This window comes from Providencia sp. PROV150 (assembly GCF_028481025.1).
Lineage (GTDB): Bacteria > Pseudomonadota > Gammaproteobacteria > Enterobacterales > Enterobacteriaceae > Providencia > Providencia hangzhouensis.
The window spans coordinates 218286-240819 of record NZ_JAMPPJ010000002.1 but is presented as its reverse complement, the minus strand read 5'-3'; the positions used below and the strand labels follow the sequence as shown (position 1 = coordinate 240819).

The following is a 22534-nucleotide window of genomic DNA, read 5'->3' as shown; positions in this document are numbered from 1 at the left end:
GGTTTTGCGAGGATCATCCGTGGTCTCTATATCAGTAGGTTCTACTGGTGTATTGGCCAGTTTTTCCGCCTGTTTAGCACGTGCTTGTGCTTTACGGGCTTCGCGAGCAGCAATCACAGCACTATTGTCTGGTAATTCACCGGAAACAATCTTAATTGGTTCGGTTGTCGCACTTTGTTTGGCTTTAACCCGGGCTAAAGCTGCATTAACGGCATCTTTATCAGCGCTATCTACCTGTACAGCAGCTTTTTTATGACGTTCTTCCCGCGCTTGCTTATCACGTTCCATACGCAACTGTTTTGCTTCAAAACGCAATTTTGCTTCAGCGGCACGGCGCTCTTCTTGAGCTATTTCACGAATTTCTGCTTTTTCTTGACGATAATATTGCACTAGCGGAATATTACTTGGGCACACATAAGCACATGCACCACACTCTATGCAGTCAAATAAATTATGTTTTTGCGCTTTTTCGTGTTCATCTCCTTTACTGAACCAGTAAAGTTGCTGAGGAAGTAACCCGGCTGGGCAGGCATCGACACACAACCCACAACGAATACACGCTTCTTCTAGTGCTTTAGGTCCCATTTCTTCCATTGTGGGAACCAGTAAACAGTTACAAATTTTTACGACAGGGACATTCAGGTCGGGTAGGGTAAAGCCCATTAAAGGCCCCCCCATAATCACCATTTGTTCTGGCTCTGGGTGAAAACCTGATTGCTGTAATAGATGTTTAACCGGAGTGCCTAAACGCGCCCAAAAATTACCCGGTTTACTGATGGCTTCACCAGTAACGGTTACCACACGCTCAATCAATGGCTGGCCATCAACAACCGCGCGTTTAATGGCGACGACAGTACCGACGTTTTGCATCAACACACCAATTTGTGAAGAACGCGCACCGGATGGCACTTCTTTTCCCGTCAAAATTTTTGTCAGCTGTTTGGCACCACCTGATGGGTATTTTGTTGGTATAACTCGGATGAATATTTGTTTGTCTTGCGAGGTGACAGCATCTTTTAGGGCTTGGATAGCCTCGGGTTTATTGTCTTCAATACCAATTAATACTTGGTCTGGGGTTAATAAATGCTGTAAAACACGACAGCCTTCAATAACTTCCTGTGCATGTTCTTGCATTAACCTATCATCAGCTGTGATATAAGGCTCACATTCAGCTGCATTAATGATTAATGTTTTAATCGCATCTTGACCACCGGCCAATTTTGATGCTGTTGGGAAACCTGCACCACCGAGGCCGGCTATCCCAGCTTGTTCAATTTTTTGCAGTAATTCAGCACGGGTTAGTTGAACGTAATTAGGCTCTGGGGACAAAGTACACCATGTATCATGGCCATCGGCTGCAATACGCACACACAATTCTTTTAAGCCTGAAGGGTGTGCCGTTACCATAGGTTCAATTGCAGTGATCACCCCTGAAGTTGATGCATGAACAGGTACAGTACGCCCAAGCCCTTTAGTCAATGGCTGGCCTTTTAATACGGAGTCGCCAACCTGAACAATTAGCTCTCCCTCAGGGCCCAAATGTTGTTGTAATGGGATAATCAGCTCATTGGGCACTGATGCAATACGCATCGGTGTTTGGCTAGATTGTAGCTTCATTTCAGGCGGATGGATCCCACCTTTAAAATCCCAAATATTATCTTTTTTCAACCAATTAAAGAGCTTAAGCATGAGTTTCACCTCTTGCTTTAGTGACAAGCTGTTCATTGGGTTCAACACTAATATTTTTTACTGGGATAGTGTTTAAATCCCATTTCCAATTGGCTGTAGTCGTTTTCACAGGAACAAGCTCAATACAATCTGTAGGACAAGGGGCGACGCATAAGTCGCAGCCTGTGCACAAGTCTTCAATCACAGTATGCATGGCGCGGGTTGCACCAACAATGGCATCAACAGGGCAAGCTTGAATGCATTTAGTACAACCAATGCAGTTTTCTTCGTCGATAATAGCCACTTTACGAACGGGGTTTTGAGCGGCTTCATCGCCATCAATCGGCTGAGGGTCGACATTAAGCAACTCAGCGATTTTTAGCATGACTTGCTCGCCACCAGGGGCGCATTTGTTGATCATTTCCCCATTATTTGCAACCGCTTCGGCGTAAGGGCGACAGCCAGGATAACTGCATTGACCGCACTGGCTTTGAGGCAATATTGCTTCAACTTGTTCGACAATAGGGTCTGCTTCAACTTTAAAGCGTAATGAGGCGTAACCTAACATCAGCCCAAATATCAGGCCAAAAACGGCTAATATACCGATAGCAATCCATACAGACATCATTAGAATTTCACCAAACCACTAAAGCCCATAAACGCGAGAGACATTAAGCCAGCTGTAATTAACCCAATTGATGATCCTTTAAATGGAGCAGGAACATTGGCAACAGCTAAACGTTCGCGAATAGCGGCAAATAAAACCATTACTAATGAGAAACCCACAGCAGCGCCAAAACCGTACACGGCAGACTGCATAAAAGTATGAGACATATTAATATTTAATAAGGCAACACCAAGAACCGCACAGTTGGTGGTAATTAAAGGCAGAAAAATACCGAGTAAACGGTAAAGCGTTGGGCTCGTTTTCCTGACCACCATTTCAGTAAACTGTACAACAACAGCAATCGCTAAAATAAAGCTTAGCGTCCGCAGATAGACAAGATCGAGAGGAATAAGGACAAGTGTGTCAATCAACCAAGAACTGATTGACGCTAATGTCATAACAAACGTCGTTGCTAAGCCCATTCCAATGGCCGGTTCGAGTTTTTTTGAGACGCCCATAAAAGGGCATAAGCCAAGGAATTTAACGAGAACGAAGTTGTTAACCAGCACTGTTCCAACAAAGAGTAATAGATAATCAGTCATGCTATTGCCTGAAATGAAAAAAGAACAAAAACTGGCCGAAGCCAGTTAAACTATCATTATGATATCAAGCAATTTATGTGATGCTTATCGATCTTGTGTGAAAGTCATTTTCACACGTTGAGAGCGTTTTAGATAAGGGACAAAGAAACCCGCGCCAATTAAAGGCCATGCTAAGACCTGCAAAGCGGTTTCATCGTCAATAGGTGAAAATGCGAAGGTTTTTATACCTAATAATAACAAAATGAGTAGCCAAATAATAAAATGGCGGGGGAAATGCTTTGAGCGGGAAAACATCAGTTGCAGTACATGAATACTGAAAATAGTCATCCCAACAGCGATGGCAAATGACAGATACCAAGCGGCAGGAATAAAACTTGTCCAATGATCAACAGTCGTGACAATCTCATAAAATTTAATGCAATACATAACAGTCATACTGCAAACAGCTAAAAAGGTTAATAACAAATAGATCGCTGGAACTAATAGCCAGCCAGTGATGCGGTTAGCGTCATAAACTGAAGTCATAATTAATCAAACCCATTTTGGCAAATTCGCTGGACAATCTACAATCCTATCATAGATTTATTTGCCATTTCATTCCTTCTGATGGTACTTTTTATCTCTACCTGAGTTTATCGTTGTATGAGGTCTAAATGTCTAAACCAATTAAAGTCGCGATCATCGGATATGGCTATGCCAGTAAAACATTTCATGCTCCCTTCCTTGGTATTTTAGAAGGGTATGATTTAACAACGATTTCTAGCAGTGACCCGAGTAAGGTTAAGGCAGATTGGCCAAATATTCATGTTGCCGCCTCTCCGGAAGCTGTTTTTGCTGATAAAGATATCGAACTAGTCGTTATTCCTACGCCTAATGATACTCACTTTCCTCTTGCTCAAGCGGCATTAGCAGCAGGGAAGCACGTCGTTGTCGATAAACCATTTACATTAGATGTCTCACAAGCAGAACAATTAAAACAACAAGCGGAGCAAGCAGGAAAATTACTGTCGGTTTATCATAACCGCCGATGGGATTCAGGTTTTTTAACAGTTAAAAAAATATTAGAAGAAGGTAAGCTAGGCGATATTAAATATTATGAATCACATTTTGACCGTTATCGTCCGCTAGTTAGGCAACGTTGGCGTGAAGCTGATATTCCTGGAGCAGGTATTTGGTACGACTTAGGGCCGCACTTGTTGGATCAAGTCTTGCAGTATTTTGGTAGGCCTTTAGGGATCAGCGTTGATCTTGCTATGATCCGCCCTAATGCACAGGCAGTGGATTACTTTCATGCCGTTTTGCAATATGCAGATAAGAAGGTTGTATTACATGCAACAACATTAGCTGCTGCACCAACACCGATATATGTTATTCATGGAATGAATGGTAGTTATGTTAAATATGGTTTAGATCCCCAAGAAGACTGTTTAAAAGCTGGCCAACGACCAGAAGGGACTGATTGGGGAGTTGATACCAATATGGGGAGCGTGACGTTGTCACAAGGTGATGAGCTTATAACACAATCGTGGCCAAACCAACGCGGTAATTATGGTGGTTATTATCAAGGGATATATGATGCGATTCGCCATGGTAAACCAAACCCCGTCACACCGAGCGAAGCAATAGATATTATGAAGCTTATTGAAGCAGGTATACGTTCGGCAAAAGAAAAACGCACAATCGAAGCAATATTTTAACGTCATTAACGCACACTATAAGGCCAGTTAACATAACTGGCTTTTATTATGGATAATCGAATGAATTTGCTAGCTAAACTGAGAATCGACCCATTTTTACTTATCATGATTGGCGTTGTCATTCTAGCCAGCCTTTTTCCTTGTGAAGGCGATATAAAAACGGGGTTTCAATATTTAACTACTGCTGCAATTGCATTATTGTTCTTTATGCATGGGGCTAAGTTATCTCGTGAATCAATAATGGCAGGGATAGGGCATTGGCGTCTCCACCTCTTGGTTTTTGCGAGTACATTTATTGTATTTCCTATCGTAGGCTTAGGGCTTGCGGTGATTGTACCTAAATGGATGTCACCTACCGTATATATGGGCTTTTTATACCTATGTGCTTTACCTGCAACTGTACAATCAGCAATTGCTTTCACCTCGGTGGCCGGGGGAAATATTGCCGCGGCTATTTGTAGTGCATCAGCGTCAAGCATTCTTGGGGTTTTTCTTTCACCAATCTTAGTGGGTTTATTGATGGATGCTGATGGCAGCCAAGCCATAGATACGCTCAATGCAATAGGGTCTATTTTAATGCAATTGATGCTGCCATTTGTTGTGGGGCATTTGTCTCGACCATTGATTGCCAATTGGATAAACCGGAATAGAAAATTAGTTAATATGACTGACCGGTCTTCAATATTATTGGTTGTTTATGTGGCATTTAGTGAAGCCGTTGTAGAGGGGATTTGGCAGAAAATAGATGCATTTTCACTCTTAATGATAGTGGTTGTTACTTGCGTTATTTTATTTATTGTCATTGTATTTAATACGTTAGCTGCACGGCTGTTAGGTTTTAGCAAAGAAGACGAAATTACCATCGTTTTCTGTGGCTCGAAAAAGAGTTTAGCGAATGGAGTACCAATGGCGAACGTGTTATTTCCTGCTGCGACAGTGGGGGTTATTTTATTGCCATTGATGATCTTCCACCAAATACAACTGATGGTCAGCGCTGTACTTGCTCAGCGTTATGCTAAACGATTATCGACCAAGTAAGCACAAATATTGAGGGGATTAGTAACCCCTCATGTTTTTTGCTGTTTATTTATAAGGGTACTTATTTAGTTACAACATACAATAGGGCTTTATAATTGATACATTAACAACAGTGTTTATACGTTAAGTATAAAAAAGCTAACTAGAGGGGGAGTGATTGGTTAATGATGACGGTCTATTGGTGTGTAAAGAGATGTGAAATGTTTGAGAGAGTTATCAGGGTTATAATAAATACCCTGATAACATTTAAATTAACGGGTAGCGGCTTTATGTAAGAGCGCTTTTTTCTCACTTTCAGATAAAAATGCCATACTTAGGCCATTACGTTGCGCTTGTTCTATTTCTGCTGAAGTTAAACCTGCTTGTGGGGCTGCAACTTCATACTCATAGCGTAACTCAATACCTTGAACTGCTGGGTCATCTGTATTAATTGAAGCCAATACACCTTGTTGCAAAAAGGTTTTTAATGGGTGTTGAGCAAGGGATGGCACAGTGCTTGTTTGAATATTTGATGTTAAACAGCTTTCCATACCAATTTGATGTTTTACTAAATATTCAATTAAAGCAGGGTCTTCTATTGCCTTTACACCATGGCCAATTCGTTGTGCACCTAATACATTGATAGCATGCCAAATACTGTTCGCTCCAGCCGCTTCACCTGCATGAACAGTGATATTTAACCCTGTATCTCTAGCTTTGATAAAGTGTGACTCAAATAACTCTCCAGGGAAACCTAGTTCATCTCCAGCTAAATCTAAAGCACATAAGTGATGACGATGAGCTAATAGTCCTTGTAATTCAGTTGTACAGGCTTGTTGGCCAAAAGTACGGCTCAAAATTCCAATTAAATTAATTTTAATGTCGAATTGTTGGCATCCAGCACGCACGCCATCAATAATAGCTTCAACGACACCTTCTACAGGTAGCTGGTGTTTCATGGCCATATAGTATGGAGAGAAGCGTAGCTCTGCGTAATCGATACCAGCATTAAAAGCATCTTCGACATTTTCAAATGCCACACGGCGGCATGCTTCTAAATCTGCTAAAACAGCGACTCCCCAATCGAGTTTTGCTAAGAAACCGACTAAATCAGCTTCTTGTCCTATAATTTGGACGTGAGGGCGCAAAGCTTCAAGTTCTGTCGCTGGTAATTGAATGTGATGCTGTTCTGCTAAGGAAAGAATCGTTTCTGGGCGGATATTGCCATCAAGGTGGCGGTGTAAATCGGTTAAAGGTAAATGTGTTTTAATCACGGAATGATCCTTTATCTATTTTCTATCCTCATTTTGGCTTTTATTTTTCCAAATGCAATTCCAAATCACGAAAAATGTGAAACGTGATCAATAATTACATTTTAAGTGTGATGCTGCTCACACTTAAATGGGGTGTCAAATAAAAAAGCCAGCTATATGGGTTCACTTCATATTAACTGGCTTTTGTGACTAAATTGTATCGATTAGATTAATTAGTTAGCTGGCGCTGCATCTTGTGGTGCTAGTTCAGGCTCAACTTCCATTTCTGGTGCTGGTTCTGCATCTGGAGCAGGTACAGCTTCATATTCTAATGCATCTTCTGGGTTAGACATCACTTTCATCTTAGTGAGGAACTCAGCTAAGGTATATTTGTCATTGTTGAATGTCAGGTCATTACCTGCAAATTTGATAGTCATAGTTAAATCATTTTCGCTATCAATCATCCAAGGTGATTTTTTCTGTTTAGCTTTTTCAGCACGTTCTTCATCTGTCATAAACATTTCTTCAAATGGAGAAGAGAACATATCTGAAGTCAGCATTTGCTGAACACCTTCAAATTCAGAAGTAACCATACCTTTCATTTCTTTCTTAGTATCAGCATTAACTGGAACACCTTGATCTAAAATCATTGCTTGAGTCATTGATTCGATCATCATTGGCTTGTTCAGTTTTAAATTGAAATCAAAAGAAGTAATGAGTTGCTTGATAGCTTCATCAACTTTGTTAGACATTGCTAACGCAGTAATTTCATCTTGGTTCCATTTATTAAATGTGATGTTTAGGTCAACTGAACTTTGGCCAGCTTCATTTTTCCAGTAGAAGGGGCTAACAGTGAATACAGGCTTGCTTTTCATTAGCTCTGGCAATGTTGTAGACATCATTTCCATCGCTAAACGCTCTGTTGCTTCAGTTGGGTCACCATTAGCTAAGCCTTGAGCTAATGCTTCATTATATTGTTCAACGAATTTACCTAATGCTTTAGCATCTAATTTTTCAATAGCAACAGTCAGTTCGCCAGAACCTAAGTTTTGCTCTAACGCCTTTAAGTCAGAGATGCTATAAGAAATATTCCCTTTCACATCTTCGCCAGTAATAGAGGTGTCGCTTGAAATTTTGAAATCTTTAAAAGAAAATTTAGTTTCAGGAATGTTGAAATCTGTATCAGCAATAACAAATGACTGGGTTCCAGTGTAGAAGCCATATTGTGATTTTGTTACATTAGAGACTAATTTTAAGCCTTTTAATGTCATAGATTCAGAGTTATCTTTTTTACCAATAACTAAATTATCAGTGACTAAAGTTGCATCAACGGCAGCAAGATCAGAAGTTGTTGATACATCAAACTTAGAACCACTGAAAGATAATGAAACGTCATCTTTCTTATACTCGACAGGGATCAGCTCTAAATTGGTATCAATACTTTTGCTATAGCCAATGACAGCAGAACCATGAATAAATGGTTTACCTTGAGTCGCTTCGAATAATTCTTTTGTCGTCGCGTTGTTAGCTAATTCAATTTGCGTCGCTGCTAATTTTGGTAATAAATTAAACTTAGCGACTTGTGATAATGGGAATGGACCGTGGTCAATATTCGTTTTGAATACAATTGAGTCTTCTGGTGATACTGAATCCGCAGAGGTGATTACGATATCTGCTTTAGATGAAAAAACACCTTTTTCATAATTTTCTACTTTAAAATTCAAACCTGACTCAGGCACATTTACAGCAAAAAAATCGTTGGTTTTGAGAATTACTCTATCAAGTTCATCTTTTACTTTAGAACCTGTATACCATGAAGCTCCAGTCCACACTGCCCCCAGAGCAACAATAACACCAACCGCGACTAATGACTTTTTCATTATAAACATCCATCCTTTCAGCACGTTATTGCCGTACTTATAAATTTATAAAAGTTTTATATAATCGTCTTCATACAATGAAGACGGTTAAATACAGAATATGACACTATTTGTTAAATACCCGGGCTAGTTTGCCACTGCCATTAATGGTTATGCTTTTCTCATAAGCAGGCAAGAAAACAGATTCACCTGAATTAATGCATATTTCATCATTACTTGAATGTAAAACTAACTGGCCTTCAATACAGAACAAAATTGAGGCACTATTGTTAGATAGCGCAACTTCCGAGTGGGTTATAGAATATATATTAAATGCAAAATCTTCTACTGGAATATTATATTTCCAGATATTTCCAGATTTTTCGGGAATACTTAATAAATCCTTTGCAAACGTAGGCTTAAAGTCAATGTTAGCAATCAGCTCTGGGATATCTATGTGCTTATTTGTTAACCCAGCACGCAGTACATTATCTGAGTTTGCCATCACCTCTAACCCAACACCTTCTAGATATGCATGTGGCGTTCTGGCATATAAAAACATCGCTTCACCAGGTTCTAATTCAACGATGTTAAGAAGAAGAGGGGTAAATAGCCCATTATCTTCAGGATATAGGCTAACCATTTGCTTTATTGAGTTCCATGGCTCGCCTTGTCGGCTGTTTAAAGCGGCTTTCAATACGCCAAGTGCTAAATCTTTTTGTTCACCTGTTAAATTAAGAATTTGTGCAAATAAACGAGATAACTTTTCTTTTGTTGGGTCTTGAACAAATAATTGGATATCAGGATGTGCAGCTGAAACAAAATCCAGTAATTGCGCGATTTCATTCAGTGGGCGAAACGCGTTCATTGCCTTAAAAGGTGTTAACGCAAAGATTAATTCAGGCTTATGGTTGTCATCTTTATAATTGCGTATTGGGGAATCTAGAGGGATGCCAGCTGAATTTTCTTTAGCAAAACCAACTTCAGCATAAGTTTTGTTTGGATGTACTTGAACAGACAACGGTTGAGCAGCACATAACACTTTAAATAAATAAGGTAAACGATGATAAGTTTGTGCGACATGCTGACCTAAGTAGGCTTCAGGATCACTTTCAATTAAGGCGTTAAGTGGAATACTTTGATTTTTTTCCGCATCGAGAACTTCGGAGCTTGCTTTTGGATGAGCACCCATCCAAAGTTCAGCCATAGGTAAGCTATCAGGGTTTGAAATCCCATATAACTTAGTCAGGGCCGTTTTACTGCCCCAGTCATAGTTTTGGACTTTGTTTATCATTTTAAGCATAGCAAAATTCTCTTTTTCATAAAAATCAACTGATTTCCTTTTCACTACAATACAATAAGCTCGACCAAGTCTCATAAATGAAATTCAATTTGTGGCATTATACTGCTCGGTTATTTGCTTACCTGCAAGCAGATGATTCTAAAATCAATTATTCTGTGTATGTACCTAAGGAGATAGTAATGGCAGCCACTCGCATTGAAAAAGACTCAATGGGACCAATTGAAGTACCTGCTGACCAATTGTGGGGCGCGCAAACGCAGCGTTCTTTAGAACATTTCCGTATATCTGTAGAAAAAATGCCTGTTGCGTTAATTCACGCACTCGCTATCACTAAAAAAGCCGCTGCTAGTGTTAATATGGATCTTGGATTATTAGCTAAAGAGCGCGGCGATGCAATCATTGCTGCTGCTGACGAAGTTTTAGCTGGTAAACATCCAACGGAATTTCCTCTAGCTATTTGGCAAACCGGTTCTGGTACGCAAAGTAACATGAACATGAACGAGGTTTTAGCTAACCGTGGTAGCGAAATTCTCGGTGGTCAACGTGGTAATGATCGTCTTATTCACCCTAATGATGATGTGAATAAAAGTCAAAGTTCAAATGATGTTTTCCCAACAGCAATGCACGTTGCTGCGGTCGTCGCAATCCGCGAACATCTTCTCCCTGAACTGAAAATTTTGCATCAAACATTAGATGCAAAAGCGAAAGAATTTAAAGATATTGTAAAAATCGGTCGTACTCACTTGCAAGATGCAACCCCGTTGACGCTAGGCCAAGAAATTTCAGGTTGGGCTGCAATGTTAGCGCATAATGAAAAACACATTGAAAATTCTGTTCCTCATGTGTGTGAATTAGCGCTAGGTGGTACAGCAGTAGGGACTGGTTTAAATACGCATCCTGAATATGCGGTACGTGTTGCGAAAAAAATCGCAGAATTAACTGGCCAACCATTTGTTACGGCACCTAATAAATTTGAAGCATTAGCAACTTGCGATAGCCTTGTACATGCACATGGTGCTTTAAAGGGCTTAGCTGCCTCTTTAATGAAAATTGCCAATGATGTTAGGTGGTTAGCATCTGGTCCTCGCTGCGGTATTGGTGAAATATCTATCCCAGAAAATGAGCCAGGCAGTTCAATCATGCCAGGTAAAGTAAACCCTACACAGTGTGAAGCACTGACTATGTTATGTGCACAAGTTATGGGGAATGATGTTGCTGTTAACATTGGTGGGGCATCCGGTAATTTTGAGCTGAATGTATTCCGCCCAATGCTAATTGATAATTTCTTACAGTCTGTTCGCTTATTAGCTGATGGTATGCGTAGCTTTAATGAGCATTGTGCGATTGGAATTGAACCAAATCGTGAGCGTATTGAAAAATTACTTCATGAATCGCTAATGTTAGTGACAGCTTTAAATACTCACATTGGGTACGATAAAGCCGCAGAAATTGCTAAAAAAGCGCATAAAGAAGGACTGACGCTGAAAGAATCCGCATTGAAATTAAACTATTTAACAGAAGAACAGTTCAATGATTGGGTTCGTCCAGAAGATATGGTTGGCAGCATGAAATCTTAAGCTAGCTTATTAAACTGGCTTTATATAACACCCATACTGTTTGACAGATGGGTGTTTTTTTAGCGTTCTATATACAAATTTAAACGTGGTATTAATAGTTCAACTGCTTTTGCTCTGGGCCGATTACGGATTGCAATGTTATTGGCATGGTAATCGGGAAGTTCACCGACTTTAATTTCTGCCACCGTTTTTTCAAGCGCAAAAACAAATAAAGGCGTTGCACAAGCAAACTGGGTTTGTTTCTGTTGTTCTTTATCCCACACACGAGCGATTGGCTGAACTTTGACTGGCCGTTGAGTTTTTAAAACCGCATTGTAAGGTAGGGCGTCAATTAAGCGAATTTCATTTTCCAATTGTAAGCGCCAGTGCTCTTTTGGTAAATGAAGAGGGCAGCGGCCACTTTCTAAGCTTGCTTGTAAGCGGTCTAGCATTGCTTCTTTTGTGACTTTATTGATAACTTTTTTATTCGCCCATCCAAAATTAATCGTATCGACATCAATCAATGAAGAGAGGGTTCGGTAGGTATTCAATGTTAGTAGGCCATGTAAACTATCACGAATAAATTCGAATCGATGAGGTTCGTCAACTTGTGTGACAATGGCTTTTATATGCATTTTTAACTCATTGACCTTTAAAATTAATGAATTAAAGTTACGATAAGTTTGCAAATTAGTTTGTACACATATAACCCCCGGTAAACGGATAGCGGCTTTGTTGCTGACCTCGTCTGGTTTGTTTTGTAAAAACAATAAATTAACTAACTTTACTGTTTCACGTATCGCATCATGACCAACTAATGTTTGTACTGAGATTTGTTCTATCTCATTATTCTCTTCACCTTTAATTACTGAAGGTAACTGGAAGACATGAGCTGTAAATGGAACTTGTTTTGATTGTTCCAATAACAACAGGCTAAATTGGTTTATTTGTGATTCCAATTCATTGAACGTATTAATTAAATCTTGTTTTTTCATAGCTTAGTTACAACATTCAAATGGATAATAAACAATAAATAACATAAACTCTCGTGTTTATCTATAAGAAAATCAGAGTCAAAAAGGGCAAGTGGGGCATTTTAACACTTGCCCCTTTCTTATATAAGCTTTCCTTTGACGTTAATTTATTTCTGTATCAATAACTTGATAAAACGCATTTTGCGTATCATCTATCGTCCAAATGGCTAAAATGACATGGTAACCTTTTTGCTTTTTTGGTAATACACACTTGTGCTCAACAGTCTCTTCTGGAAACTCTACGCGTTCAAATTTACAAAATGGCGTTAGTGTAAATTGATTACGAGATAGCAAGGCGTTTGGCTGCCAGTCTGGCTTAGTTATGAAATATTCCCATTTTGTCGTTTTATGTTTTGCCGTGATGCGCCATTTAAACCTAACATCAGGTGAATTTAAGATAACCCGTTGCCATCGATTCGCAGTTTGTATGTCTAAGGGAGAAAAAGCAGCAATACCGGCGCTAGCAATTTTTCCATCAACTGGGCCATATTGAGGAAAACCTTTTTGGCCTTCAATAGATTGCGGTTCATATTGCACAGCTCCGCAGTGGGTATTTACCCCTTGCTTGCAGTAATATGAACGACTTTCAGGGGATTCGACATAGCCATGGGACCAAACAAAAGAACTACAGCATAGGAGTAATGGGGCAATTAAAAATGGTTTTATAGAGAATGGTTTCATTGGGTTTCCTCGTAATTAATAGACTTTTTTATCATCTACTAATCACGAGAAGGTATGGTAGTTTAACCTTTATTAGTTCCTAATCTACTGGTTATAACAAATTGATTTCAAACGGTAAGCAATGACTATGCCGATAAATAATATTCCAGCAATAAATAGCGCAACGCCATTCCAGCCAAAGTGTTGCCAAAATAAGCCACCAACCGTACCTGCAATACTTGACCCAGCGTAATAACTAAATAAATACAGAGAAGACGCTTGTCCACGTGCTCGTTTAGCTCTGCGTCCCACCCAGCTACTCGCTACAGAGTGCGCTGCAAAAAAGCCCGTTGTTAGTATTGTCATTCCTAGCAGCACTAACCAAACATTTGAATATAGTGTGATTAAAATACCAACTAACATCATAGTAATAGACGCTATGAGCACTCGTCCAAGTCCATACTTGTGAATTAAACTTCCCGTTTTAGTCGCACTGTAAGTCCCTGTTAAATAAATAACGGATAACAAGCCAACAATAGACTGAGAAAAAGAGTAAGGCGCTTCAAGTAAACGATATCCAATGTAGTTGTACATTGTGACAAAACCACCCATCAAAACAAAGCCTTCAATAAATAGAAAAGGTAAGCCTTTGTCTCTAAAGTGTAGATGCAAATTAACCCATAGATTCTTAGGTTTTAAAGAACTCGCACGAAAATGCTGAGAAGGGGGCAATAAGCGCCAAAAACCAATAGCCGCGATCAAAGCTAACGAACCTAAAATCACAACGGCAACACGCCATGAATAAAAATCAGCAATCACTCCCGTCACCAAACGGCCGCTCATTCCACCCAATGAATTACCACTAATATATAACCCCATGGATAACGCAACATAACTTGGATGGATCTCTTCACTCAAATAAGTCATAGCGACAGCAGCAACGCCACTTAGCGATAAACCGACTAATGCCCTCGCAATTAAGATCCCTTGCCAACTCTGCATGACTGAACTGAGCAGAGTAAATAGTGCAGCACAAGCCAATGCAATAACCATCACATTTTTGCGGCCTATTGCATCTGAAATTGGCCCGGTAATCAGTAAACCTAATGCCATCAAGCCAGTACTCAGTGATAATGATAAGCTTGCAGTTGCAGGGGAAATATTAAAATCCTCTGACAGCATAGGTAATATTGGCTGAACAAAATATAGCAAAGCGAATGTGGCAAAGCCCACCGTAAAAAAAGATAAGGTTACACGTAAGTACAGCGCATCATCTCTTTGTATATAATGTTTTTTGGGTGTGGTATTTCCCTGCAAGGGTGTTCTTATTCCTTCATTAGGCCGCTCAGATGTGAGGCTATTTTGTGAGTGTTCCATGTTTATTCCTTGTCATACCAACACGTTTGATTTCGATCAAAGAATAGAAACTTTCTAGTTTTTTGTCTAATATATTAATTATTAATAATAATACTTTAAACATATTAATGGGTATTAACCAAAAGATGAGTATAGAACTTAGACATCTTCGATACTTTATTGCTGTCGCTGAAGAGCTTCATTTTGGCAAGGCAGCTGAACGTCTGCATATTTCACAGCCCCCTTTAAGCCAGCAAATACAAATGCTTGAAGAGAAAGTTAATGCAAAATTGTTAGAAAGGAATAATCGAAACGTTGCGTTAACGCCTGCGGGGGCAATGTTCTTAAAAGAGGCATATCAAATTTTAGCTCAAGTCGATGCGGCTGCGACAAAAGCAGCTCGCATGGAAAAAGGCGAACTTGGGGAGTTATCTATTGGATTTACGTCAACTACGCCATTTATGCACAAAGTTACCATGAGTTTACGGCAGTATCGGGAAGCTTACCCTGAAGTTTCTATTCATATGCATCAGATGAATACCAAACAACAGATAGCGCCATTAATTACGGGGCGAATTGATATTGGTATTATGAGAAATACGGTGTTACCAGAACAATTGGATTACCAACTATTATTTAAAGAACCATTTATGGTTGCCGTCTATGAAGGCCATCCATTATTAGAATTTATTGATGTTGGTGTTGATATTCAACAACTTGCTGATTATCCATTCATTTTCTTTGAACGTGATGTTGGTACCGCACTATATGATGAAATAAATCAATTGTTAACATCTGCGGGAGTGGTACCCACCATTTCTCAAGAAGCGGGGGAAGCCATGACCATTTTAGGATTAGTTTCCGCGGGAATGGGAATTTCTGTGATTACAGAATCATTCACACGAATGAAAATTGATGGTGTAAAATACTTAAAACTCACTAATATTAATGCTTCATCTGAAGTTTGGTTAGTCTACAATACTCGTAGAACATTACCTGCCGTAGCCAAAAAATTGACAAATCTTTTGATGGCCAACATTGTTGGCAACCAAGAGTGAGCTAGTTCACATTTTCAATGTAAACGAAATCATTCATACACAGATTAAGGCATAATAACTCATTGCTTTATAAAGGAATTGAATTATTACCATGGTGAATCAAACTGGTCACATTGACCAAATCAAACAGTTAAATACGGGTATTGTATATCGTATCATTGATCAACATGGTCCAATTTCGCGTATTGCCTTGTCAAAACAGGCTCAGCTTGCGCCTGCCAGTATCACTAAAATTACACGTGAACTTATGGATGCTCACTTAATCAAAGAGTTAGAGTTTCCAGTGCTTGGTTTACGTGGGCGTCCAGCTGTAGGGCTGGTAATTGAAAGTGAAGGGTGGCAATTTCTAGCGATCCGTATTGAAGGCCAGAAACTGATTATTTCCTTGAAAGAAATTAACGCAGTTACCTTGGCTCAAACAGAATATCCATTCACACCGTTAGGCAATAGTGAATTCATGGATTCGCTTACTGAATTAATCAGTCAATTTTTTGCTAGCAATCAAAAAATATTAGAAAGAGTCACTGCAATTAGCATTCTTATTGATGGTATATTAGATCCTCATACAGGTGTTATTTATCAGCATCCATCTTTTAAAATCCACCAACTGGCCATAGCGGAATCTCTTACCAAGCAAACCGGTTTACCAGTTTATTTACACCCTCCTGTGGATGCTTTAGCGTTAATGGATCATTTCTCTCATCAAGAGAAAAGAAAAGAAAAAAATATTATTTACTTACAGCTACAAGATGTTGTTAATGTCATGGTGCTAAGCCATGGAACAACATTAGATACAAATACCCATCGGCCTATTTTGTTCGGCCATACCCAATGTGAACCTTGTAACCATAACTTTTGCTATTGTGGTAGCGATGGTTGCTTGGAAACCCAAACTTCTATTCCTGCAATATTACACCTAGCTGAAAGTTTGCTAATAAACTACCCTGATTCGCATTTACATCAGAAAAATATCTCAATTGATAACATTTGCTCTGGAGCAATATCAAACGATAGCCTTTGTGTTTATCTTATTAATCAGGTTGCTCAACGGTTGGCAAAACCATTAGGATTGATGGTGAATTTATTGGGGAGCGAGCTAATTTTGGTAAACTCCCCATTGAATCAAGATTCTGAGTTATTTTTAGAATGTTTACATAATCATATAAACAAACATACGATCCCTCTATATTCATCTAATTTAGTAATAGAAAAATCCATATTTACCGTTAAGGATAGTGAAACGTCATTAATACAGAGAGCGTTATATGATGGTTCTCTACTACTACAACTATTACAAGGCTAAAACAATTCGATAATATTTATACTATCGTACACAAAATTGAGCTAACGCAAACTTCTCACTTACCCATTCCAATAAACTGAATCCATATCATTTTTGCAGCTTATTGCTGTATAAGTCTGTCACTTCAGGATAGAAAAAGACCATGATCAATCTATTTGTTACCGGGACAGATACAGATGTCGGGAAGACAGTATCGACGCTTGCCATCCTGCAAGCACTAAATAGCCAAGGAATTAAAGCCGTGGGCTATAAACCTATTGCGGATCAATGCATTGATACCCCTGAAGGAATCAGAAATAAAGATGCATTGCTAATCCACAGTGTTTCTCAAGACCTTGTTTCCTATGATGAAGTTAATCCTGTGCGTATCACAGATAATTACAGTCATGAAAATAGCATTGATTTTAATAAAATAAAGCATGGGTTAGACCATTTACATCATCAATGCGATATGGTTGTTATCGAAGGTAATGGGGGATGGCGCTATCTACTTGATGATAATACTTTTTATGTGGACTGGTTAAAAGATCAGCCGGTCGGTGTTATCTTAGTCGTCGGTATTCAACATGGCTGTGTTAATCATGCATTATTAACCGCTGATGCAATTCGAGCCGATGGGTTACCATTAATAGGTTGGATGGCAAACCGCATCAACCCAGGGTTGGCACACTACGCCCAAATAATTGACCGGTTGCAACATCATATTAAGGCTCCATTAATTGGAGAAATTCCATATTTATTGCGCCCTGAAGAAAAAGAGTTAGGGCATTACCTCAATACAGATAAACTGCAAGAACTTATCGCTATTCCTAACTAATTACTTAATAAGCAATAAAAGAAAAAGGGCGCCATCATCAAATAGCGCCCTTGATTCTATCTAAATTGTAACCTAGTGACGAGTATAAATGATTTTATAAGAATCATTTTGGCAGTGCCCGACAACTTGGCCTTTAGACGAGTCAACTTCATCATTAGGCACTGCAACCAAACTAAAGTTATCAGCAGGAACGCCATTATTGATAATCTTTTGTTTGATTTCCTCAATCACACTTTCACATGAAGCTTGGGCAAAAACTGGCACTAGCACCAGTGCAAATAAGGGTAACAACAATTTCTTTTTCATCTTCTCTCCTTGATCAACAGCTCCATAAGACAACCTATTATAAGGTTATGGATTATTAATTGGACGGCCATTACTTACATCAAGGCAACGTTTAGTGCTCGGTTCCCAGTAAGCATTTAGATTGAGGCTTTTTTCGCATTTATCTTTTGCATCAAAAGCCTGATCTACTTTATCAAACTCTTTTTCGGTACGAGTATTAACCTTTTTGCGCAACATACGGGTATCATCCCATTGTTCCTTTTCTTGACGCGCTTGCTCTTTATTAAGAGAGTCATCGCCTTTGCCCACAGAAACGCAAGTACTGCCTGCAGTGCATGATGTCGTGGATTGTGCCGCAGAAGACGATGTAGCCCAAAGTAAAGGGAGACATAAACAAATCGCAGTTAAGCCAGTTTTCAACATTTTGAGTGAACTCATGTAAATTCCTTACTAAACAGGACAGATAACCTGAGTATAGCTAAAAAAGTGTCAGTGCGTCTGTATAGAATAGTACTAAAAATTAAATCTGTTTATGTACTGTTAAACCTGCAAAAGTTTGGCAAACAGGCATCAATTCTAATGTATTTACATTCATATGTGCAGGTAATGTGGCAACCCAGTATACCGTTTCCGCGATATCTTCAGGGGTTAGAGCGTCAGCGCCTTGATAAGTACTAGCCGCTTTATCATCATCTCCTTTAAAGCGAATATTTGAAAATTCTGTTCCACCGACTAGGCCTGGTTCAATATCAGTCACTCGGATTTTTTTCCCCTGTAAATCAGCACGTAAACCAAGTGAAAACTGTTTAACAAAGGCTTTGGTTGCACCGTAAACATTGCCACCTTTGTAAGGCCAGCTCGCCGCCGTAGAGCCAATATTAATAATATGACCGTGATTGTTGGCAACCATGCCTTGCAATACTTCGTAGGTCATATTGATTAAACCTTTGGTATTCGTATTAATCATAACATCCCAATCATCAGGATTGGCGTCAAATGCAGGTTCTAAACCTAATGCTAAACCTGCATTATTCACTAAAACATCGATTTTTTTGAGGTGTGCAGGTAAATTTGCAATCGAATCATGGATGGCTTTTCTATCTTGGATATCTAAAGTTAACGGATAAAATTTATCACCTAACTCTTTATGGAGGGCTTCTAAACGTTCTGTTCTACGTCCTGTACCAATAACAGTGTAATTATGTTTGATAAATCGACGGGCAATTGATTCACCAAAACCAGAAGAAGCACCCGTTACTAAAATAATCATTGAAAACCTCATAGTTGTTATTGTCGTGTTAGCGTGATTTCATTTTAACGCTATCTATTGGGAACCACAAAAATTGTTACAACCCCAATATTTGTTTGTCTTTTGGGTAGCTCAATGTATAACTGAATGAGATTTGCTTTTCTTCATTAGGTTCTAAGGTAATATCCCATGTTACTTCACCGGTGCTTTTGTTGGTGACCGCATTTTTATCCTCTATTGCAGACACTTTTATATCGCTATCCTCACTCACTGGAATTTGGTCATAAACTGTTACTTCAACGGGTTTCGTATGCATATTCTTTACTTTAACCAAGTAACTTTCTGTTTGTTGGATTGTTGACCCCATAAAACTCGGTTTTTTCTTTATTTTTTCATTTGGTTCACGGGAAACCTGAATATTCTTATCGACCCCAAAAGGTACTACCAATGAGTCAACCAATTGATTAGCATTGACCATGAAATTGCCTATATAAGTATTTCCATAATATATATTAGCATTACCATTCAATAGGTTAAGTGATTGCCAATCTTCAATATTCGCTTGTAAGAACACTTCTTCAGTTAATTTTGGCGTGGCGGTATATTTATATTTAACATCAATATGTTGTTGTTTGATGGTGAGCGAATTCGGCTTGATCGTACTTTTTAGCGAGTAAGGCAGGGCGATTTGGTAATTTAAATTGATACCGTTATTAGACGTTGTAACAAAGTCTGCTATTCCTGAATTGATTGTCTTCTTTTTCTCACTAACATGACTTTCTTCATACATTGCTACTGGAGCTGCTGGCATTCTCATTCGAGCCTGACTCGCTATTTGAGCATTATTATCATAAACGGACAAACGCCAAGGTTGTAAGACAGAAGGCATGATATTTTTAGAGGGGTTAATCGTTGAAAGTGTTAAGTTAATTTTATCCCAATCAATGCCTGTATTTTGCACTATATCCGCTTTGTACGTTAAAACAATAGGGGATTGCGAATTTAAGCTACGGAGATCATAACTCGGAGACCAAGCAGCATCAGGTGTTAAATAAGAAACTTGCAACTCTGTGGTAACTGGCTTTTTCGCATCGATAGATAAGACAATTTGGCTTTGTTCGCCAATTGAAGAGGGCATATTTTCATCAATTTTTGCCTGCAATAACGCGGCTTTTTCTTGCAGTTCAACTAATTCCAACTGGTGTTCTTGTTGATCTTGTAAAATATTAGACATCTGCTGACGCATAAAATTTAATTTTTGGGCGGATTCTTCTAGTGTTTGCTCTGTATTTTCCCCAAAAAAGCGGTGATCTTTCAATAAGCTTAATTGTTCTTCACCTACTTTAATTGCAATATTCAATGTTTCTATTTGCTGACTTAATAGTTTTTTCTGTTCCAAAAGTTCAACAATAGCAATTGGATAATTAGCTTCAGTTGCTATTTTTTGAAGATTAACGGAGCGAATAACCACATCATCATGTTTAAGATTAATCGATAATGTACGCGGGTCAATATTATTCGCAATATTAGTGAGAACAACGGAACTCTCACCCTTATTAAGTGACAGTGTCACGGTGTTATCTAATTCGGCGCCACGTAAGAATACAGTTGCGTGGTTAAGTTCAACAGGTTGATTTAATAAGGTTTCTGCAAAAATATAATGAGAATTAAATAATGTAGCAACCAGCAGGCTACTTGCTAATCGAGCAGGTATCTTCATAGTTGAGCTCCAAGAACCAATTATTGGTATAAAATTGAAAATTGAGTTAAGTGGCATGGTATTGCATTTTAATATTTGTTGATAACAGATAAAGCTTAAAGTCGCTTTAAAAAATAGTCCCGTATATCCATTGGCTACTGCAGTTGATGACATTAGGGAATTTAGCCAGAAAACGGTGTCCGTTCATTACGTCAGCGGGGGCGGATATCGTTAAAAGGGTTTTGATTGCATATAACCTAAGTGAAATTTATAATGCATTAACAACTAAAAAATAAATCAAAAGGAAACAAAAATGGCAATGGAAGATTTTGATGAAGGATGGATATATCGCTCTAAAAATACTGAACAATGGATGCAGCTTACTGATGATGCGGCAGAATTAGGAGCAAGTGTTGTAAATGATATATATCAAGGTGTAAGTAGAGCATCGTTGAGAGAGTTCTCTATGAATCCATCTAAATTAAATCCCTTTCATTCTCGTTATTTTGAACATAATTTAATTCCGTTAAGAACAGCCCTAAGGCAGACAATGAATGAAGAAGAATTACAAATACTAATAATTTTATATCGAATTGTAACTTCACCATTTAAATATTATGATGTAATATCCGATTTAGTATCAACTATTTTTAATTCAATTATTGATATTTCATCCAATGAGAAATTAGAAGTCATATTAAAAGTTTTGGTAGATAATGGGCTAATTGAAGATAAAACCATATCACAGGAAATAAAGAATTATTTTAGAAGCAAGTTGTATTCAACTTTGTCAGGATTTATAAATAATGCAACAAATTTCAGCCCTTACTTTAATTATAAAAGTCCACAGAATATTTTAGAAAGATTTTCAGCAAAAATGCTAGTTAAAGATATATTGGTATATACACTATCTAATCTTATTGCAATTATTATTCTAAATAACTTATCTAAAGCGGCAGTCATTAGAGGTTCCTTAGGTACTCCTATTTTAGTTCTATCTGGGTATGGAATTGTTGAAAAAATGTCCGCTTCATCCAGAAGGCTGTATAGAAATCATCCGGTTGTTTTTAATAAGTTAAAAGAAAAAAACATTAATATGTTATATTATTTTGCTGAACCATTCTTTGAAAAGATATTAAATTTAATTTCTTCAGGGGATAACAAGCTGGTTTTAGATAATTTATACTTGGCTTTTAATGAGTTAATTAATAATGCTAGAACAGGTAAATAACATGCGTGATTTTCTTAGTGGTATTTTAGATTTGATTTTTTTAGAGTTATTTATTTGGGTAAACTTGTTTTTTTCAGCTACCATATCTGTATCGATCTATTTTTTCCTAAAAGATCTAGGGATTGAAAGTGAGGGGGGTACTTTAATTATTTTTCTGATTTTATTTATCGGGATGTTCATTCTGAAAAATATCATTTATAATAAGCTAAAATAAAGAAAAAGCTAATTTAAATAATAGGTTTTTATCTTTCAAAATTTCATGATGATAAAAACCTTATTA

Annotated in this window: 21 protein-coding genes; 7 read left to right on the top strand and 14 right to left on the bottom strand. The window is 38.3% G+C overall.

What is annotated here, in order from left to right:
• The 4 genes from rsxC to PSE83_RS03290 all read right to left on the bottom strand — a co-directional run.
• On the bottom strand, positions 1 to 1689 hold a 1689-nt coding region (gene rsxC, locus PSE83_RS03305), incomplete at its 3' end, for an electron transport complex subunit RsxC (RefSeq protein ID WP_272660660.1).
• Complete coding sequence (gene rsxB / locus PSE83_RS03300; protein ID WP_004254251.1) at positions 1682 to 2296, bottom strand: electron transport complex subunit RsxB; 615 nt, start codon at positions 2294 to 2296, stop codon at positions 1682 to 1684. The genes rsxC and rsxB, both read right to left, overlap by 8 nt.
• On the bottom strand, positions 2296 to 2877 hold the full coding sequence (rsxA, locus tag PSE83_RS03295; protein WP_004254254.1) for an electron transport complex subunit RsxA: 582 nt from the start codon (positions 2875 to 2877) through the stop codon (positions 2296 to 2298). Before rsxA ends, rsxB begins: the two co-directional genes overlap by 1 nt.
• Before the next feature lie 84 nt (positions 2878 to 2961).
• Entirely contained in the window at positions 2962 to 3402 is a 441-nt protein-coding gene (locus PSE83_RS03290; protein ID WP_004254257.1) for a DUF2569 domain-containing protein, read from the bottom strand.
• A gap of 128 nt (positions 3403 to 3530) precedes the next feature.
• On the opposite strand from PSE83_RS03290, the gene PSE83_RS03285 reads away from it, so the two are divergent.
• Both PSE83_RS03285 and PSE83_RS03280 read left to right on the top strand, forming a co-directional pair.
• A complete protein-coding gene (locus PSE83_RS03285) occupies positions 3531 to 4574 on the top strand; it encodes an oxidoreductase (RefSeq protein WP_144140066.1) in 1044 nt (347 codons plus the stop codon).
• Positions 4575 to 4634: 60 nt separating this feature from the next.
• Entirely contained in the window at positions 4635 to 5612 is a 978-nt protein-coding gene (locus PSE83_RS03280) for a bile acid:sodium symporter family protein (protein WP_036957721.1), read from the top strand.
• A gap of 251 nt (positions 5613 to 5863) precedes the next feature.
• Here the strand turns inward: PSE83_RS03280 and add are convergent, their stop codons facing one another.
• From add to manA, 3 genes are all read right to left on the bottom strand, one after another.
• Positions 5864 to 6865: an adenosine deaminase gene (add, locus tag PSE83_RS03275; protein ID WP_004254279.1), complete on the bottom strand. Its 1002-nt coding sequence runs from the start codon at positions 6863 to 6865 to the stop codon at positions 5864 to 5866.
• A 212-nt stretch (positions 6866 to 7077) separates the two neighbouring features.
• A complete protein-coding gene (locus tag PSE83_RS03270) occupies positions 7078 to 8724 on the bottom strand; it encodes a YdgA family protein (RefSeq protein ID WP_228677005.1) in 1647 nt (548 codons plus the stop codon).
• A gap of 106 nt (positions 8725 to 8830) precedes the next feature.
• On the bottom strand, positions 8831 to 10006 hold the full coding sequence (gene manA / locus PSE83_RS03265) for a mannose-6-phosphate isomerase (RefSeq protein ID WP_036957724.1): 1176 nt from the start codon (positions 10004 to 10006) through the stop codon (positions 8831 to 8833).
• 179 nt (positions 10007 to 10185) lie between these two features.
• Between manA and fumC the strand changes: the two genes are divergently transcribed.
• The gene (gene fumC, locus PSE83_RS03260) at positions 10186 to 11583 is read left to right on the top strand and encodes a class II fumarate hydratase (RefSeq protein WP_036957725.1); all 1398 of its coding nucleotides are present in this window, start codon (positions 10186 to 10188) and stop codon (positions 11581 to 11583) included.
• Between the two features lie 59 nt (positions 11584 to 11642).
• On the opposite strand, the gene tus is transcribed toward fumC, so the two are convergent.
• From tus to PSE83_RS03245, 3 genes are all read right to left on the bottom strand, one after another.
• Complete coding sequence (gene tus / locus PSE83_RS03255) at positions 11643 to 12557, bottom strand: DNA replication terminus site-binding protein (protein WP_004254292.1); 915 nt, start codon at positions 12555 to 12557, stop codon at positions 11643 to 11645.
• Between the two features lie 141 nt (positions 12558 to 12698).
• Positions 12699 to 13277 carry a lytic polysaccharide monooxygenase gene (locus tag PSE83_RS03250; protein WP_036957726.1) on the bottom strand — a complete coding sequence of 193 codons (579 nt, stop codon included), beginning with the start codon at positions 13275 to 13277 and terminating at the stop codon, positions 12699 to 12701.
• 84 nt (positions 13278 to 13361) lie between these two features.
• Entirely contained in the window at positions 13362 to 14633 is a 1272-nt protein-coding gene (locus PSE83_RS03245; protein WP_272660659.1) for an MFS transporter, read from the bottom strand.
• A gap of 125 nt (positions 14634 to 14758) precedes the next feature.
• Here PSE83_RS03245 and PSE83_RS03240 point away from each other — a divergent pair, with 125 nt between their 5' ends.
• From PSE83_RS03240 to bioD, 3 genes are all read left to right on the top strand, one after another.
• Positions 14759 to 15670 carry a LysR family transcriptional regulator gene (locus PSE83_RS03240; protein WP_036957727.1) on the top strand — a complete coding sequence of 304 codons (912 nt, stop codon included), beginning with the start codon at positions 14759 to 14761 and terminating at the stop codon, positions 15668 to 15670.
• Between the two features lie 91 nt (positions 15671 to 15761).
• Entirely contained in the window at positions 15762 to 16973 is a 1212-nt protein-coding gene (locus tag PSE83_RS03235; RefSeq protein ID WP_004254305.1) for an ROK family protein, read from the top strand.
• A gap of 142 nt (positions 16974 to 17115) precedes the next feature.
• Positions 17116 to 17790, top strand: a complete 675-nt coding sequence (gene bioD, locus PSE83_RS03230) for a dethiobiotin synthase (protein ID WP_272660658.1) — start codon at positions 17116 to 17118, stop codon at positions 17788 to 17790.
• Between the two features lie 72 nt (positions 17791 to 17862).
• Here the strand turns inward: bioD and PSE83_RS03225 are convergent, their stop codons facing one another.
• From PSE83_RS03225 to PSE83_RS03210, 4 genes are all read right to left on the bottom strand, one after another.
• Positions 17863 to 18096: a DUF1161 domain-containing protein gene (locus PSE83_RS03225; RefSeq protein ID WP_036957728.1), complete on the bottom strand. Its 234-nt coding sequence runs from the start codon at positions 18094 to 18096 to the stop codon at positions 17863 to 17865.
• Between the two features lie 45 nt (positions 18097 to 18141).
• Positions 18142 to 18513, bottom strand: a complete 372-nt coding sequence (locus PSE83_RS03220; RefSeq protein ID WP_198633368.1) for a DUF1283 family protein — start codon at positions 18511 to 18513, stop codon at positions 18142 to 18144.
• 82 nt (positions 18514 to 18595) lie between these two features.
• Positions 18596 to 19345 carry a bifunctional NADP-dependent 3-hydroxy acid dehydrogenase/3-hydroxypropionate dehydrogenase YdfG gene (gene ydfG / locus PSE83_RS03215; protein ID WP_004254317.1) on the bottom strand — a complete coding sequence of 250 codons (750 nt, stop codon included), beginning with the start codon at positions 19343 to 19345 and terminating at the stop codon, positions 18596 to 18598.
• A 76-nt stretch (positions 19346 to 19421) separates the two neighbouring features.
• Positions 19422 to 21044, bottom strand: a complete 1623-nt coding sequence (locus PSE83_RS03210; RefSeq protein ID WP_272660657.1) for a DUF4139 domain-containing protein — start codon at positions 21042 to 21044, stop codon at positions 19422 to 19424.
• 292 nt (positions 21045 to 21336) lie between these two features.
• Between PSE83_RS03210 and PSE83_RS03205 the strand changes: the two genes are divergently transcribed.
• Positions 21337 to 22254, top strand: coding sequence for a hypothetical protein (locus PSE83_RS03205; protein ID WP_164561005.1), 918 nt, complete (start codon positions 21337 to 21339; stop codon positions 22252 to 22254).
• Positions 22255 to 22534: the final 280 nt, after the last annotated feature.

What these genes read in the sequence shown, in the direction of transcription:
- rsxB (WP_004254251.1), bottom strand. Translation starts at nt 2,296, where the DNA reads ATGATGTCTGTATGGATTGCTATCGGTATATTAGCCGTTTTTGGCCTG.
- rsxA (WP_004254254.1), bottom strand. Translation starts at nt 2,877, where the DNA reads ATGACTGATTATCTATTACTCTTTGTTGGAACAGTGCTGGTTAACAAC.
- PSE83_RS03290 (WP_004254257.1), bottom strand. Translation starts at nt 3,402, where the DNA reads ATGACTTCAGTTTATGACGCTAACCGCATCACTGGCTGGCTATTAGTT.
- PSE83_RS03285 (WP_144140066.1), top strand. Translation starts at nt 3,531, where the DNA reads ATGTCTAAACCAATTAAAGTCGCGATCATCGGATATGGCTATGCCAGT.
- PSE83_RS03280 (WP_036957721.1), top strand. Translation starts at nt 4,635, where the DNA reads ATGAATTTGCTAGCTAAACTGAGAATCGACCCATTTTTACTTATCATG.
- PSE83_RS03270 (WP_228677005.1), bottom strand. Translation starts at nt 8,724, where the DNA reads ATGAAAAAGTCATTAGTCGCGGTTGGTGTTATTGTTGCTCTGGGGGCA.
- manA (WP_036957724.1), bottom strand. Translation starts at nt 10,006, where the DNA reads ATGCTTAAAATGATAAACAAAGTCCAAAACTATGACTGGGGCAGTAAA.
- fumC (WP_036957725.1), top strand. Translation starts at nt 10,186, where the DNA reads ATGGCAGCCACTCGCATTGAAAAAGACTCAATGGGACCAATTGAAGTA.
- tus (WP_004254292.1), bottom strand. Translation starts at nt 12,557, where the DNA reads ATGAAAAAACAAGATTTAATTAATACGTTCAATGAATTGGAATCACAA.
- PSE83_RS03250 (WP_036957726.1), bottom strand. Translation starts at nt 13,277, where the DNA reads ATGAAACCATTCTCTATAAAACCATTTTTAATTGCCCCATTACTCCTA.
- PSE83_RS03245 (WP_272660659.1), bottom strand. Translation starts at nt 14,633, where the DNA reads ATGGAACACTCACAAAATAGCCTCACATCTGAGCGGCCTAATGAAGGA.
- PSE83_RS03240 (WP_036957727.1), top strand. Translation starts at nt 14,759, where the DNA reads ATGAGTATAGAACTTAGACATCTTCGATACTTTATTGCTGTCGCTGAA.
- PSE83_RS03235 (WP_004254305.1), top strand. Translation starts at nt 15,762, where the DNA reads ATGGTGAATCAAACTGGTCACATTGACCAAATCAAACAGTTAAATACG.
- bioD (WP_272660658.1), top strand. Translation starts at nt 17,116, where the DNA reads ATGATCAATCTATTTGTTACCGGGACAGATACAGATGTCGGGAAGACA.
- PSE83_RS03225 (WP_036957728.1), bottom strand. Translation starts at nt 18,096, where the DNA reads ATGAAAAAGAAATTGTTGTTACCCTTATTTGCACTGGTGCTAGTGCCA.
- PSE83_RS03220 (WP_198633368.1), bottom strand. Translation starts at nt 18,513, where the DNA reads ATGAGTTCACTCAAAATGTTGAAAACTGGCTTAACTGCGATTTGTTTA.
- ydfG (WP_004254317.1), bottom strand. Translation starts at nt 19,345, where the DNA reads ATGATTATTTTAGTAACGGGTGCTTCTTCTGGTTTTGGTGAATCAATT.
- PSE83_RS03210 (WP_272660657.1), bottom strand. Translation starts at nt 21,044, where the DNA reads ATGAAGATACCTGCTCGATTAGCAAGTAGCCTGCTGGTTGCTACATTA.
- PSE83_RS03205 (WP_164561005.1), top strand. Translation starts at nt 21,337, where the DNA reads ATGGCAATGGAAGATTTTGATGAAGGATGGATATATCGCTCTAAAAAT.